The organism is Bradyrhizobium sp. Kon69 (assembly GCF_055807515.1).
In genome coordinates this window covers 242,312-255,091 of the sequence record NZ_JBVVOS010000002.1, presented here as the reverse complement: position 1 = coordinate 255,091, position 12,780 = coordinate 242,312, and the positions used below count along the sequence as shown (strand labels likewise).

Below are 12,780 nucleotides of genomic sequence, written 5' to 3'. Positions count from 1 at the left end.
CAGGTCCCTTACAACGCAGCCATCGCCGCCCTCCGAGCTAAGCTCGGGGGCAGAAAAGTCAATGTTAACATTGGCAAATGCGGTTAATGGCCCGCCCGCCGACGATATGTCACATAGGAGTAGTCGGCGCTGTCGTTGGGACCGGCAGGATGACGGATGCGTTCAACCTCATCCCACTCGGCCCTGTCGATGCCGAAATGCGTGTCGCCCTCGGGGCGGGCATGCACTTCCGTGATTTCGAGGCGATCGGCGCGATCGAGCCATTGCCGGAAGATTTCGGCGCCGCCAATCACGGCGATCTCGGTGACCGAACGCCGCAGGGCATCGCCGCGCGCGATGGCGTCTGCGGCGGCGGTCGATGTCGTGACAATGGCGCCGATGGCGCGATAATCCGCATCGCGCGTGACGACGATGTTGGTGCGGCCCGGAAGCGGCCGGGGCAGGGATTCGAAGGTCCTGCGGCCCATGATCACGGGCTTGCCGATCGTGAGCGCCTTGAAGCGCGCCATGTCGGATTTCATTCGCCACGGCATCGCGTTGCCGGCGCCGATGACGCCGTTCTCCGCGATCGCCACCACGAAGACGATCTCCATCAGGTCGCGCTCCCGGCAAGCCGCGTCAGCGCAGGCCCGGTGACGCGGCACAGCGTCCAGTCCTCCAGCATGACGGCACCGAGCGATTTGTAGAAGGCGATCGACGGCGCGTTCCAGTCGAGCACCGCCCATTGCAGCCGCGACCAGCCGTTCTCGACGCATTCCCTGGCAAGGTGCACGAGCAGAGCCTTTCCGAGGCCCCTGCCGCGATGCGACGGCCGCACATACAAATCTTCGAGATAGATGCCGTGGCGGCCGCTGAACGTCGAGAAATTCGCAAACCACACCGCGAAGCCGACCGGCTCGCCGTTCCACTCGGCGAGGGCGCAATGGACTTGCGGTCGCTCGCCGAACAGTGCGTCGGCGATGTCAGCCTCGGTCGCCTCGACCTCGTGCGAGAGCTTTTCGTACTCGGCGAGCTCGCGGATAAACGCGAGAACAAGCCCGGCTTCGCCGGGACGCACACGGCGGATGTTGAGCGACATCGACTTCAGACCGCGACCGCGGCCTTGATGTGCGGATGCGGGTCGTAGCCGACGAGCTCAAAGTCCTCGTAACGGAAGGAGAAGATGTCCTTCACGTCGGGGTTGATCCGCATCACCGGCAGCGCGCGCGGCGCGCGCGTGAGCTGGAGCTTCGCCTGCTCCAGATGGTTGGAATAGAGATGGGTGTCACCGAACGAGTGCACGAAGTCGCCCGGCTTCAAGCCCGTGACCTGCGCCACCATCATGGTGAGCAGCGCGTAGGAGGCGATGTTGAAGGGCACGCCGAGGAACACGTCAGCCGAGCGCTGATAGAGCTGGCACGACAGCTTGCCGTTGGCGACGTAGAACTGGAACAGGCAGTGGCACGGCGGCAGCGCCATCTTGTCGACCTCGGCCGGATTCCAGGCCGAGACGATCAGGCGGCGCGAGTCCGGGTTGCGCTTGATCATGTCGATGACGTTCGCGATCTGATCGATACTGCGTCCGTCCGGCGCGGGCCAGGAGCGCCACTGATGGCCGTAGACGGGGCCGAGATCGCCATTGGCGTCGGCCCACTCGTCCCAGATGGTGACGCCGTTGTCGCGCAGATATTTGATGTTGGTATCGCCCTTCAGGAACCACAACAGCTCGTGCACGATCGCCTTCAGCGGCAGGCGCTTGGTGGTCAGCATCGGGAAGCCGGCCGACAGGTTGAAGCGCATCTGATGGCCGAACACCGACAGCGTGCCGGTGCCGGTCCGGTCGGTCTTTTCGGCGCCGTCTGAAAGAATCCGCTCGAGCAGGTCCTGATACTGGTGCATGTGCGTGAGCCTTTGGGGAGGCGGCGAATTTAGCGGCCGCCCCCACGCTGCGACAGCGGCGATTCGCCATCCATTGGCATTATACCCGGAAAAGTGAGCGTTCCCGGGGCAAACGACAAGGGGCGGAACTTAGCGTCCCGCCCCTCGTCTATCAGATTGATCCTGCTGGCCAACTTGCCGGCTTGGGTTCGAGCCACGGCGCGCCGACGCTGGCGCGGCGCCCTTAGTTTTCGGATTCCGTGAACACCTCGTCGCGCTTGGCACGCAACGCGGGCAGCACCGTGAGCACCAGCAGGAAAGCGGCGATCGCGAGCAGCACGGCCGACAGCGGACGCGTCAGGAACACGCTCCAGTCGCCGCGCGAGATCAGCAGCGCGCGGCGCAGATTCTCTTCCATCAGCGGTCCGAGCACCATGCCGAGCAGCAACGGCGCCGGCTCGAAATCGTGCTTGATCAGCCAGTAGCCGACCAGACCGAACACGCCTGCCAGGATGACGTCGACCGGCGCGTTGTTCACCGAGTAGATGCCGATCGCGCAGAAGATCACGATCGAGGGGAACATCAGCCGGTAGGGAACGCGCAACAGTCGCACCCAGATTCCGACCAGCGGCAGGTTGATGATGATCAGCATCAGATTGCCGATCCACATCGAGGCGATCATGCCCCAGACCAGCTCCGGCTGCTTCTGCATCACTTGCGGACCCGGCACGATGCCGTGGATGGTCATCGCGCCCACCATCAGCGCCATCACGGCGTTGGGCGGGATGCCGAGTGTCAGCAGCGGGATGAAGGAGGTCTGCGCCGCAGCATTGTTGGCGCTTTCCGGCGCCGCCACACCCTCGATCGCACCGCGGCCGAACCGCGACGGGTTCTTGGCGATCTTCTTCTCGAGCGTGTAGGACGCAAAGGACGCGATGACCGCGCCGCCGCCCGGCAGGATGCCGAGGATCGAGCCGAGCACAGTGCCGCGCAGGATCGCAGGCGCCGAGTCGATCAGGTCTTTCCTGGTCGGCATCAGGCCTGTGATCTTCTGCTGCACCAGGTCGCGATTCATCTCGGCGCCGGCGTCGAGATTACGGATGATCTCGGCGAAGCCGAACACGCCCATCGCCACCGTCGCGAAGCCGAGACCGTCGGCAAGCTCCGGAATGTTGAAAGCCATGCGCGAGGCGCCGGTCTCGATGTCGGAGCCGACCATCGACAGCATCAGGCCGAACACGATCATCGCGATCGCCTTCAGCACCGAGCCCTTGGCCAGCACCACCGCGAAGATCAGGCCGAGCACCATCAGCGAGAAATATTCGGCCGGACCGAACGCCAGCGCGAGCTTGGTCAGCGGCGCGCCGAGCACGGCGATGAGCACGGTCGCGACGCAGCCGGCGAAGAACGAGCCGATCGCCGCGATCGCCAGCGCCGGGCCGGCACGGCCCTGCTTCGCCATCTGGTGACCATCGATGGCGGTGACGACCGACGTCGCCTCACCGGGAATGTTGACCAGGATCGAGGTGGTCGAGCCGCCATACTGGGCGCCGTAATAGATGCCGGCGAGCATGATCAGCGCGCCGACCGGCGGCAATCCGAACGTGATCGGCAGGAGCATCGCCACGGTTGCGACGGTGCCGATACCGGGCAGCACGCCAACCAGCGTGCCGACCAATGCGCCAATCAGGCACATGAGAATGTTGATCGAGATCGGCAGCGACAGACCGTAGAGCCACCAGGGTGACCACCAGGAGATCTGAAACACCACACCGAAACCAAGGCCCAGATTGTGGAAGAGATCGAACATCACACCCTCACTGAACCAGGAAGCGCGGGAACATCGGCATCGGCAGCCCCAGCACATAGGGGAAGAGCAGCGCGCAACCGAGCGTCAGGCAGGCGCCGACGATGATCGCTTCGACCCAGCGCGTTTCATGCGTGCCCATCGCCGAGATCAGGAAGCTCGTGAACGCCGTCACCACCACGCCAAGCGGACGAATCGCCAGGGCGAAGAAGACGATCGAGATCATCACGAAGAGCGGCCCGCGCCAGGCATAGTGCGCCATCGCCGGCCCGTCGGTCAGCAGTCCCGTCAACGCAATGCCGGCGCCAAGTGCAACCAGGAGCCCGCCAAACATCCGCGGCGCCGTGCCGGCGCCGAAGGAGAAGCCCCGCATGCCCTGCAAATCGCTGGAGGCCCACAGTGCGAACAAGGCGAGCGCCATCAGCACAATTCCGCCGACATAGTCCTGCGCCGACCTGATCGTCATGAAGAACGTGAGAATCGCCACCGCAAAGACCGGATAGGAATAGATCAGCGCCAGCAGCACATCGGATGACGCCTTCTTGGTGTCACCGCCGACCGCCCCGAGCAACGCGCCGGGCGCCCCCGCGAGCAGCGCCGTAGCATGGCTGATCACCACGGCGGCCGGCCCGCGTCCGGCGCCCCAGCCAAAGATCGTCCCGAACGACCAGATGAATTCGAAAATCTGCGGCGCTATGGCCAGCAGACAAAAGCTGATCACCACCGAGGTGTTTCGGTTGGCTGTCGCCGAGTGGCCCATCGTATCGGCCATGCATGTCTCCTCCGCGACCCGTAAGCCACGAGCAATGTTGTTCTAATCGGCTGGAAATCGATGCCCCCGCCCGGATCCCTGCCTAGCCATTTTCATTACACAATGCCAGCAAAACCCAACAAGCCCCCGACCAGCAAAATCCATAGTGGATTGATGCGCGAGACGGATGCGACCACTGCAACCGTCGCGGTCAGGAGCAGCGCAGCAAGCGTGCGATCGGTCGACTCGGCGAGGATCAGGGCGCTCGCCGCCATCAAGCCGATCGAGAGCGGAACCAGTGCAGCCTGGATCAGCCCGGGCCAGCGCGATTGGCTCGGCCGATTGAGGAGCCGGCTGACATAATAGGCAAGCAGCGCGGTGGGCAGGCACATGGCCAAGGTCGCCGCCAGAGCGCCGGGGATGCCGGCGACGGCATAGCCGATTAACGTGACGATAAGTACGTTCGGACCTGGTGAGAGCTGCGCGATCGCATAGGCGTCGGCGAACTGCTTGTCGGTCATCCAGTGATGCACATCGACCGCGATGCGGTGCATCTCGGGCACGGCCGCCGCGGCGCCGCCGACTGCGAACAGCGACATCAGACCGAAGGTCGAGATCAGCGCCCAGATCGGGTTCTCCGCGTTCATGCTGCTACCTTCCGCCGCATCAGGGAGGTGGCGCCGATACTGACGGGGATCGCGACCAAGAGCACCGCCTGGAGCGGCAGGCGAAGGACGCCGATGGCAAGGAAGACAGCCAGCATCAGGATGAGCGCGACGGCGTCCAGCCGCTTGAGCAGCGGCGTCATCATCCGAAAGACCACCGCGATCAAGAGGCCGACGGCCGCACAGGAGATGCCCGCGAGAATGCGGCGCAACACCTCCACATCGCCGAACCGGGCATAGACGATCGCGAGCACCGTCATGATCAGCGTGGGCGGCAGCAACAGCCCCGCAAACGCGGCAATGCCGCCGGCGATCCCGCGCAGCCGCGCGCCGAACACCATCGACAGATTGACGATGTTGGGCCCGGGCAGGAAATGGCAGAGCGCAAATGTCTCGTTGAACTCGTCCGCCGTCATCCAGCGGTGCCGCTCGACGATGGCCTGCCGGGCGAACACCAAAACCCCGCCGAAGCCCGCCAGCGACATCCGGGCGAAGGCCAGGAACAGCGCGAGCAAGCCCGGCGGAACGGCGCTGGTGGCGGGACGGTCCGGCTCTTGAACTGGTTGTTGGGCGGCCGGTGCGGAATCCTCGGACATGTCAGGAGCTTAGAACGCCGGCCGGCGCGCGGCCAAGCCTGCCGGGAACCTATCCAAAGGGAACCTCGGAATGGTCGCTCGAAACACCTGTTATTTGAAACCTTTGCCCCCTATATTGGGAGTGCCGGTTCGCCGGCTATGGAAATAAACGGTCGTCGCAATAAACCATTCGGACCCGGGGGCGGTACCCGGCGCCTCCACCAAAGCCCACCAGTGGGCTAGCCCTGAGGCGGGCTTTGGCGGGGGCGAAATAGGATCGACGAGGGCGTAAAGGGCGTTCTTTTTCTCGGTATTGTTCCGCCGTTATCGGGCTATGCAATAGTTGCCAACGACAACTTTGCTCCGGTTGCTCAGGCTGCGTAACGCAGTTTGAAAGACCATTCTGAAGTCCTAACGGGTTAAGCTCCGTTAGGCGGGGTTCGGAGGCACCTGGCAACAGAAGCCTCCACTTACCTCTTATTTCCTACCCCGCGGGGACTCCTGTTGACCCGTCAGGCGCGGTACTATTGCGGCTTGGCGAGTCGGGCCGGCAGGGCCCAGCTCCTGGAATGCAACAGGACGACCATGGCGACCGATCATATCCGATACGATGTGCTGGCCCGCGACGCGCTGCGCGGCGTGTTGCGCAAGGTGCTGACCGACGCCGCGTCCCAGGGACTGCCCGGCGAGCATCATTTCTTCATCACCTTCGTGTCGAAGGCCGACGGCGTGAAATTGTCGTCGCGGCTGCTGGCCCAGTATCCGGAAGAGATGACGATCATCCTGCAGCACCAGTTCTGGGATCTGACCGTGCTCGAGGACCGCTTCGAGGTCGGCCTGTCCTTCGGGGGCATTCCGGAGCGGCTGATCGTGCCGTTCAGCGCCATCAAGAGCTTCCTCGATCCGTCCGTGAAATTCGGCCTCCAGTTCGACACCTCCGATGTCGCCGACGTTTCGGCCGAGACATTGCCGGCCGCTCCCGCCCCATCCGCGGTCGCGGTGCCCCCTGCCACTGAACCGGCGGAAGGCACTGAGGAGCCGGCGGCTCCGAACCAGGGCGGCGCCGAAGTCGTGCGATTGGATCGTTTCCGCAAGAAATGATCTAGATCGGACTGGCGCCCGTCGCAGGCGGCCAAACTCCCTATATAGAGGCACATGAAGAGGCCGCGTGGCATTTCGCGCGGCGGAATGGATGTGCTCATGGCCAAAACTTCCCTCTCGAAGACTTCCCGCTCGACGGCTGCCCGCGCGAAGACCGACCGTTCCTCGCGCCCGGCGACCCGCACCGAGACCGACAGCTTCGGCCCCATCGAGGTCCTCGCCGACCGCTATTGGGGCGCGCAGACCGAACGCTCTCGGCAGAATTTTCGCATCGGCATCGATCGCATGCCGATCGCGCTCGTGCATGCGCTCGGCATCGTCAAGCTCGCCGCGGCGCAATCCAACCAGGAGCTCGGCCTGCTCGACCAGCGCCGCGCCAACGCCATCATCCGCGCCGCCCGCGAGGTGATCGAGGGCAAGCTGGACGATCATTTCCCGCTGGTGGTGTGGCAGACCGGCTCGGGCACGCAGAGCAACATGAATCTCAACGAGGTCATCGCCAACCGCGCCAATGAGATGCTCGGCGGCGAGCTCGGCGCCAAGAAGCCGGTGCATCCCAACGATCACGTCAACATGAGCCAGTCGTCGAATGACTCGTTCCCGACCGCGATGCATATCGCGGCGGCAAGCCGCATCACCGCCGATCTCGTCCCTGCCCTCGGCGAATTGCTGCGTGCACTGCGCAAGAAGGAGAAGGAGTTCGCAAAGATCGTCAAGATCGGCCGCACCCACACCCAGGACGCGACGCCGCTGACGCTCGGCCAGGAATTCTCCGGCTATGCCGCCCAGGTCGAGAGCGGCATCGCCCGGCTCAAGGTCGCGGTGAAGGAGCTCTATCCGCTGGCGCAGGGCGGCACCGCCGTCGGCACCGGCCTCAATTCGAAGCCGCGCTTTGCAAAACTGTTCGCAAAGCACGTTGCCGGGATTACCAAGCTGCCCTTCACCAGCGCGGCCAACAAATTCGAGGCGCTGGCCTCGAACGACGCCTATGTGCTGGCGCACGGCGCCATCAACTCGGTCGCGACAGGCCTGTTCAAGATCGCCAACGACATCCGCCTGCTCGGATCGGGTCCGCGGTCGGGCCTCGGCGAACTGATGCTGCCGGAGAACGAGCCGGGCTCCTCGATCATGCCCGGCAAGGTCAATCCGACACAGTGCGAGGCGATGACCATGGTGTGCTGCCAGGTGTTCGGCAATCACACCGCGATCACGCTTGCCGGCAGCCAGGGCCATTTCGAGCTCAACGTCTACAAGCCCGTGCTGGCCTACAACATGCTGCACTCGATCCGGCTGATGGCGGACGCCGCGCGCTCCTTCACCGAGCATTGCGTCAGCGGCATCCGCGCCGACGAGAAGCGCATCAAGGAACTGATGCAGCGTTCGCTGATGCTGGTGACGGCGCTCGCCCCCAAGATCGGCTACGACAACGCGGCCAAGGTGGCTAAGACGGCGCATGCCAACGGCACCACCCTGAAGGAAGAGGCGCTCCGGCTCGGCTTCGTCTCGGCGGACGAGTTCGACCGTCTGGTGCGCCCCGAGAAGATGACCAGCCCGGGATAAATTCCGAATTCCGATAGCCATCCGTAATGATACGGAGCCCCAAGCTCCATTAAATGTAGGGCTTAACGGACGGGATTTGATTACCGTCAATGTCGCGGCGGGATTGCGTGTTACGCAGCCCCTCCGTCCCCACGGGGCGGAATTCATCGTTTGATGGCCCAAGGGTCGATTGACGAGGACAAGCGAATGGCGATCAAATCTCATTGGGCGCAGTGCGGCGCACAGTTTCTGAATGTTTCATCCTGCCCACGGAGGATCGGATGATGGAGACGCGACATGGGGAACGTCATCAACCTGAATCGTTTCCGGAAGCGCGCCGAGCGGCAAGCCACGGCGAAGCAGGCGGACGCCAACCGAACGAAGTTCGGCCGCACGAAGGCGGAGCGGTCGGCGGAGGAGACGCGCGCGGACCAGGCGAAGGCGCACCTGGACCAGCACCAGATCGATCGCGAGGAGCAGCCATGAAGTCGCCCGTCGTGAAACGGTCGATCGTCGTCGCCGGTCACAAGACCAGCGTCAGCCTGGAAGAGGCGTTCTGGAACGGCATGAAGGAGATCTCGGGCCTGCGCAACATGACGCTGTCCGAGCTGGTCGGCGAGATCGACGGCAACCGCCAGCAGGGCAATCTGTCCTCGGCGATCCGTCTGTTCGTGCTCGACTACTTCAAGAGCCGCGCCATGGCCGCCATCCAGGCGGAAAAGGTCCCGGCCCAGTAGCCGTCTTGGTGCCCGATCTTGGCGCCAATCACCTCCGTCACGAAGCTGGTACTTTAAAATCACTCTAAGGTGCAGTTTCAGCGACCGAGCGCGCTTGACCTCGATGCCCTGCGTTGAAAATACAGGGCATGACCGACATCCATGATACGCGTCCGCAGATGCCGCTGGGCCTGGCCCAGCGCGGCTATACCGGCGTCATCCAGCATCTTTCCCCCAAGGACGCAGGCTCGGCGCTCTCGGACATCGAGCTCGAGAGCCGGCTGATCGAGCTCGGCTTCGTCGAGGGCGCCCGGGTCGAGGTCCTGCACGAGGGACTGGTCGGCCGCGACCCGATCGCCGTGCGGGTCGACAGCATCACCATCGCGGTCCGCCGTCGCGAAGCCATGGCCATCATCGTCGCCTGAAGCGACCGGACCCCAACTCCATGGAATTGCCCCTACTTCATCTGGCCCTGGTGGGCACGCCAAACAGCGGCAAGACCTCGCTGTTCAATGCGCTGACCGGCAGCCGGCAGAAGGTCGCGAACTATCCCGGCGTCACCGTCGAGCGCAAGGAAGGATTCTTCGTCACGCCCATGGGCCGCCAGGTCTCCGTGGTCGACCTGCCCGGCACCTATTCCCTGCGCGGCCGCAGCCCGGACGAGGAAATCACCCGCGACTTCGTGCTCGGCAAGGCTTCCGGCGAGACCCTGCCCGACCTCGTGCTATGCGTGGCCGATTCCACCAATCTGCGCCTGACCATCCGCCTGCTGCTGGAGCTCAAGCGCACCGGCCGGCCGATGATCCTCGTGCTCAACATGTTCGACATCGCGACCCGCCGCGGCATCACTGTCGACGTCGCGCGGCTCGCCAAGGAGCTCGGCGTGCCCGTGGTCACCTCGATCGCGGTGCGCAAGGGCGGCACGGCCGACCTGCTGTCGCTGACCGACGAGATTTCGGCAAAGCTCGCCGCCGAGCCGGGCGAGAACAATTGGCGGGCGCTCAGCGTGGCCGATCTGCGCGCCACCCAGCGCGAGGCCGACCGCATCATCGCCGATTGCGTCAGCCTGCCCAGCCGGCCCGACACCTGGACCGCGCGGATCGACGCGATCGTGCTGCATCCCGTCGGCGGGCTGATCGTGCTCGCGGCTATTCTGTTCGTGATGTTCCAGGCGGTGTTCGCCTGGGCGCAGCCGCTGATGGAGCTGCTCAACTCGGGCTTCGACTCGCTCGGCGAGTTCGTGCACGCCACCCTGCCCGCCGGCTTGCTGCAGAGCTTCCTTCAGAACGGCGTGATCTCAGGCGTCGGCAGCGTCATCGTGTTCCTGCCGCAGATCATCATCATCTTCCTGTTCATCCTGCTGCTGGAAGATTTCGGCTACATGGCGCGCGCCGCGTTCCTGATGGACCGCATCATGGGCGGCGCCGGCCTGCACGGCCGCGCCTTCATCCCGCTGCTCTCGAGCTTTGCCTGCGCCATCCCCGGCATCATGGCGACGCGCGTGATCGACAACAAGCGCGACCGGCTGACCACGATCCTGATCGCGCCACTGATGACCTGCTCGGCGCGCATTCCCGTCTACACGCTGATCATCTCCGCCTTCATTCCGGCAAAGGACGTCTGGGGCTTCATCAACCTTCAGGGCCTCGTGATGTTCGGCCTCTACGCGGCCGGCATCATCAGCGCGCTTGCCGTCTCGTTCCTGATCAAATTCTTCATGCTGCGCGACTATGCGCCGGCGCCGTTCATGCTGGAGCTGCCGGACTACAAGATGCCGCGGCTGAAATCGATCGCGATCGGCGTCTATACGCGGGCCAAGATGTTCCTGCACCGCGCCGGCACCACGATCTTCTCGATGATGGTGCTGATCTGGTTCCTGGCCTCGTTCCCGCAGCCGCCCGCGGGCGCAACCGAACCGGCGATCGATTTCAGCCTGGCCGCGATCATCGGCAAGGCGCTCGAGCCGCTGCTGGCGCCGGTCGGCTTCAACTGGCAGATCGCGGTCGCGCTGATCCCGGGCATGGCGGCGCGCGAGGTCGCGGTCGCAGCACTCGGCACCGTCTATGCGATCGAAGGCGGCAAGGAAGCGGCCGAGCAGATCGGCCAGGTGCTGGCGACGAAATGGTCGCTCGCGACCGCGCTGTCGATGCTGGCCTGGTACATCTTCGCCCCGCAATGCGCGTCCACGCTGGCCGTGATCCGGCGCGAGACCGGAAGCTGGACCTGGATGGCGGTCACCTTCTTCTACATGCTGGTGCTGGCCTATGCCGCGAGCCTTCTAACCTACAATGTCGCGCTCGCGTTCGGGGCGGGGTAGCCCCTCTAAAAATTAAAAAGCGCGAAAACAACCCCATGCACAGTAGACGGGGGTTGTGAAATCAATGGCTTACGCGTGTGCTAAAATCAGCTGACCGTCGCTGGCCAGAACCAACGCCGGCACACAAGGCCGGTTGCGCCGTCGGGCAAAACAGGCGCATGATGGTAGTGTCAGAGAATCGGCGAGACGCTCGGTGACGGCAAGATACCGGAGCCTGGCACGCCTTCTCAGCCGCTGGCCTGTGTTGCCGGGAACGACGCAGTGAACACCGTTTCATCCCGCATCGACGACGCGACGATCAGCCCGCCATGGGCGCGCGCGATCTCCTGGGCGATGTACAGTCCGAGCCCAAGCCCTTTCTGGTTCGGCAGAACGTCGCCGCGATCGAACGCCGTGAAAAGGCGCGGGATCGTATCAGCCGGAATTGGCGCGCCTTTGTTGGCAACGCTGAGATCAAAGCCAGCGCCGGTCGTCTGCGCCAGCACCCTGATCGGCTTGTCGGCGGCGCCATAGGAAATCGCGTTGCCGAGAAGATTGGACAGCATCTGACCTATGCGGCCGGCGTCGATTCTCACAGGTCCAGGAACGTTGACGACCGTTTCGATGACGCGATCCGGATGCACGTTCTCGAACTCCGCGACAATCTGCTTGATGACAGGCTCGAGCGGCTGTTCTTTCAGCTTGAGCTGCATGCCGGCGCCGAGCCGCGCGCGGGCGAAGTCCATGACATTGTCGATCAGGCCCGCCATCCGGGCCACGCTTCCCTGCAGCAGGTTGATCCAGTTCTTGCCCTCGTCATCGACCTTCTTGTTCAGAAGCCGCAGCCCGCCCTGGATCGAGGCGAGAGGGTTTCTGAGGTCGTGACCGAGCACGGCAATGAACTGCTCGCGCAGTTCAGCATTGCGTTGTTCCAGCGCGAGCCTGTTCTCGATCAGTTCGACACGGTCGGCCGCGTCGAGGTGAGACGCGATCAGCTCCGCAAACAGCTTGAACATGCCGATGATCTCGGGGGTCCGAAGCTTGCGCGGCTTCGGATCGATCGCGCAAAGAGTTCCAAAGAATGAACCGTCGGGAAGAATGATCGGCACGGAGATGTAGCTTTGGAGGCCATATTGCGCAGGCGTGTGATGCGTGCAGTACGCGGCGTCTTCACTGACATTCTCGATGACGACCGCCTCGCGGCTCTGCCGGATCTCATGGCAGATCGTGGTCTCGACCTTGAGCTCGTCACCGGGCTTCAGCCCGAACGCAAGTTCGTCACGCGAGGCACAGGTGATCCACCTGTCCTCGGTGACGCGGGCAACGGCGGTAAACCCCATGCCGGTGGTCCGGCTGACCACGTCCAGGATGGTCGACACCGCAGCGATTCCGCTGACCTTGGCTATGTCGCGCTCGAAATCCATTGCCACTCCGCGTCGGAACTACGCTGGACGACCGTCACCCCCACGAAAG

Annotated in this window: 14 protein-coding genes and 1 other RNA gene; 7 read left to right on the top strand and 8 right to left on the bottom strand. The window is 64.0% G+C overall.

Features of this window, described 5'->3' with window-relative positions; translation table 11 throughout:
- Positions 1-83 precede the first annotated feature (83 nt).
- The 7 genes from AC0L3U_RS03470 to AC0L3U_RS03440 form a co-directional block, all read right to left on the bottom strand.
- Positions 84-593, bottom strand: a complete 510-nt coding sequence (locus AC0L3U_RS03470; RefSeq protein WP_473288666.1) for a dihydrofolate reductase — start codon at positions 591-593, stop codon at positions 84-86.
- Positions 593-1,078 (bottom strand): GNAT family N-acetyltransferase, encoded by a 486-nt coding sequence (locus tag AC0L3U_RS03465; protein WP_473360689.1) that lies wholly within the window; start codon positions 1,076-1,078, stop codon positions 593-595. The genes AC0L3U_RS03470 and AC0L3U_RS03465 overlap by 1 nt, the downstream gene beginning before the upstream one ends.
- A gap of 5 nt (positions 1,079-1,083) precedes the next feature.
- Positions 1,084-1,878: a thymidylate synthase gene (locus AC0L3U_RS03460; protein WP_007613362.1), complete on the bottom strand. Its 795-nt coding sequence runs from the start codon at positions 1,876-1,878 to the stop codon at positions 1,084-1,086.
- 223 nt (positions 1,879-2,101) lie between these two features.
- Complete coding sequence (locus AC0L3U_RS03455; protein ID WP_007600973.1) at positions 2,102-3,667, bottom strand: tripartite tricarboxylate transporter permease; 1,566 nt, start codon at positions 3,665-3,667, stop codon at positions 2,102-2,104.
- 7 nt (positions 3,668-3,674) lie between these two features.
- Positions 3,675-4,436: a tripartite tricarboxylate transporter TctB family protein gene (locus AC0L3U_RS03450; RefSeq protein ID WP_456768481.1), complete on the bottom strand. Its 762-nt coding sequence runs from the start codon at positions 4,434-4,436 to the stop codon at positions 3,675-3,677.
- Between the two features lie 95 nt (positions 4,437-4,531).
- A complete protein-coding gene (locus AC0L3U_RS03445) occupies positions 4,532-5,062 on the bottom strand; it encodes a chromate transporter (RefSeq protein WP_027519544.1) in 531 nt (176 codons plus the stop codon).
- Positions 5,059-5,676 (bottom strand): chromate transporter, encoded by a 618-nt coding sequence (locus tag AC0L3U_RS03440; protein ID WP_473360688.1) that lies wholly within the window; start codon positions 5,674-5,676, stop codon positions 5,059-5,061. Before AC0L3U_RS03440 ends, AC0L3U_RS03445 begins: the two co-directional genes overlap by 4 nt.
- An 84-nt stretch (positions 5,677-5,760) precedes the next feature.
- On the opposite strand from AC0L3U_RS03440, the gene ssrA reads away from it, so the two are divergent.
- From ssrA to feoB, 7 genes are all read left to right on the top strand, one after another.
- Positions 5,761-6,126, top strand: a transfer-messenger RNA (tmRNA) gene (gene ssrA / locus AC0L3U_RS03435).
- Positions 6,127-6,240: 114 nt separating this feature from the next.
- Entirely contained in the window at positions 6,241-6,756 is a 516-nt protein-coding gene (locus AC0L3U_RS03430) for an SspB family protein (RefSeq protein WP_456768479.1), read from the top strand.
- Positions 6,757-6,843: 87 nt separating this feature from the next.
- On the top strand, positions 6,844-8,316 hold the full coding sequence (fumC, locus tag AC0L3U_RS03425; RefSeq protein ID WP_473360825.1) for a class II fumarate hydratase: 1,473 nt from the start codon (positions 6,844-6,846) through the stop codon (positions 8,314-8,316).
- 276 nt (positions 8,317-8,592) lie between these two features.
- Complete coding sequence (locus AC0L3U_RS03420; RefSeq protein WP_027570789.1) at positions 8,593-8,781, top strand: DUF4169 family protein; 189 nt, start codon at positions 8,593-8,595, stop codon at positions 8,779-8,781.
- Positions 8,778-9,032, top strand: a complete 255-nt coding sequence (locus AC0L3U_RS03415) for a ribbon-helix-helix domain-containing protein (protein ID WP_007600962.1) — start codon at positions 8,778-8,780, stop codon at positions 9,030-9,032. The genes AC0L3U_RS03420 and AC0L3U_RS03415 overlap by 4 nt, the downstream gene beginning before the upstream one ends.
- Positions 9,033-9,160: 128 nt before the next feature.
- A complete protein-coding gene (locus AC0L3U_RS03410) occupies positions 9,161-9,436 on the top strand; it encodes a FeoA family protein (protein WP_007600961.1) in 276 nt (91 codons plus the stop codon).
- Between the two features lie 20 nt (positions 9,437-9,456).
- Positions 9,457-11,328, top strand: coding sequence for a ferrous iron transporter B (gene feoB / locus AC0L3U_RS03405; protein WP_473360687.1), 1,872 nt, complete (start codon positions 9,457-9,459; stop codon positions 11,326-11,328).
- Positions 11,329-11,555: 227 nt separating this feature from the next.
- Here the strand turns inward: feoB and AC0L3U_RS03400 are convergent, their stop codons facing one another.
- Positions 11,556-12,731 (bottom strand): GAF domain-containing sensor histidine kinase, encoded by a 1,176-nt coding sequence (locus AC0L3U_RS03400; RefSeq protein ID WP_473360686.1) that lies wholly within the window; start codon positions 12,729-12,731, stop codon positions 11,556-11,558.
- Positions 12,732-12,780 lie beyond the last annotated feature (49 nt).

Excerpts from the sequence above, each read along its gene's own strand:
- AC0L3U_RS03410 (WP_007600961.1), top strand. The coding sequence starts at position 9,161 with ATGACCGACATCCATGATACGCGTCCGCAGATGCCGCTGGGCCTGGCC.
- AC0L3U_RS03430 (WP_456768479.1), top strand. The coding sequence starts at position 6,241 with ATGGCGACCGATCATATCCGATACGATGTGCTGGCCCGCGACGCGCTG.
- AC0L3U_RS03460 (WP_007613362.1), bottom strand. The coding sequence starts at position 1,878 with ATGCACCAGTATCAGGACCTGCTCGAGCGGATTCTTTCAGACGGCGCC.
- feoB (WP_473360687.1), top strand. The coding sequence starts at position 9,457 with ATGGAATTGCCCCTACTTCATCTGGCCCTGGTGGGCACGCCAAACAGC.
- AC0L3U_RS03450 (WP_456768481.1), bottom strand. The coding sequence starts at position 4,436 with ATGGCCGATACGATGGGCCACTCGGCGACAGCCAACCGAAACACCTCG.
- AC0L3U_RS03455 (WP_007600973.1), bottom strand. The coding sequence starts at position 3,667 with ATGTTCGATCTCTTCCACAATCTGGGCCTTGGTTTCGGTGTGGTGTTT.
- AC0L3U_RS03470 (WP_473288666.1), bottom strand. The coding sequence starts at position 593 with ATGGAGATCGTCTTCGTGGTGGCGATCGCGGAGAACGGCGTCATCGGC.
- AC0L3U_RS03445 (WP_027519544.1), bottom strand. The coding sequence starts at position 5,062 with ATGAACGCGGAGAACCCGATCTGGGCGCTGATCTCGACCTTCGGTCTG.
- AC0L3U_RS03440 (WP_473360688.1), bottom strand. The coding sequence starts at position 5,676 with ATGTCCGAGGATTCCGCACCGGCCGCCCAACAACCAGTTCAAGAGCCG.
- AC0L3U_RS03465 (WP_473360689.1), bottom strand. The coding sequence starts at position 1,078 with ATGTCGCTCAACATCCGCCGTGTGCGTCCCGGCGAAGCCGGGCTTGTT.
- AC0L3U_RS03415 (WP_007600962.1), top strand. The coding sequence starts at position 8,778 with ATGAAGTCGCCCGTCGTGAAACGGTCGATCGTCGTCGCCGGTCACAAG.
- fumC (WP_473360825.1), top strand. The coding sequence starts at position 6,844 with ATGGATGTGCTCATGGCCAAAACTTCCCTCTCGAAGACTTCCCGCTCG.
- AC0L3U_RS03420 (WP_027570789.1), top strand. The coding sequence starts at position 8,593 with ATGGGGAACGTCATCAACCTGAATCGTTTCCGGAAGCGCGCCGAGCGG.
- AC0L3U_RS03400 (WP_473360686.1), bottom strand. The coding sequence starts at position 12,731 with ATGGATTTCGAGCGCGACATAGCCAAGGTCAGCGGAATCGCTGCGGTG.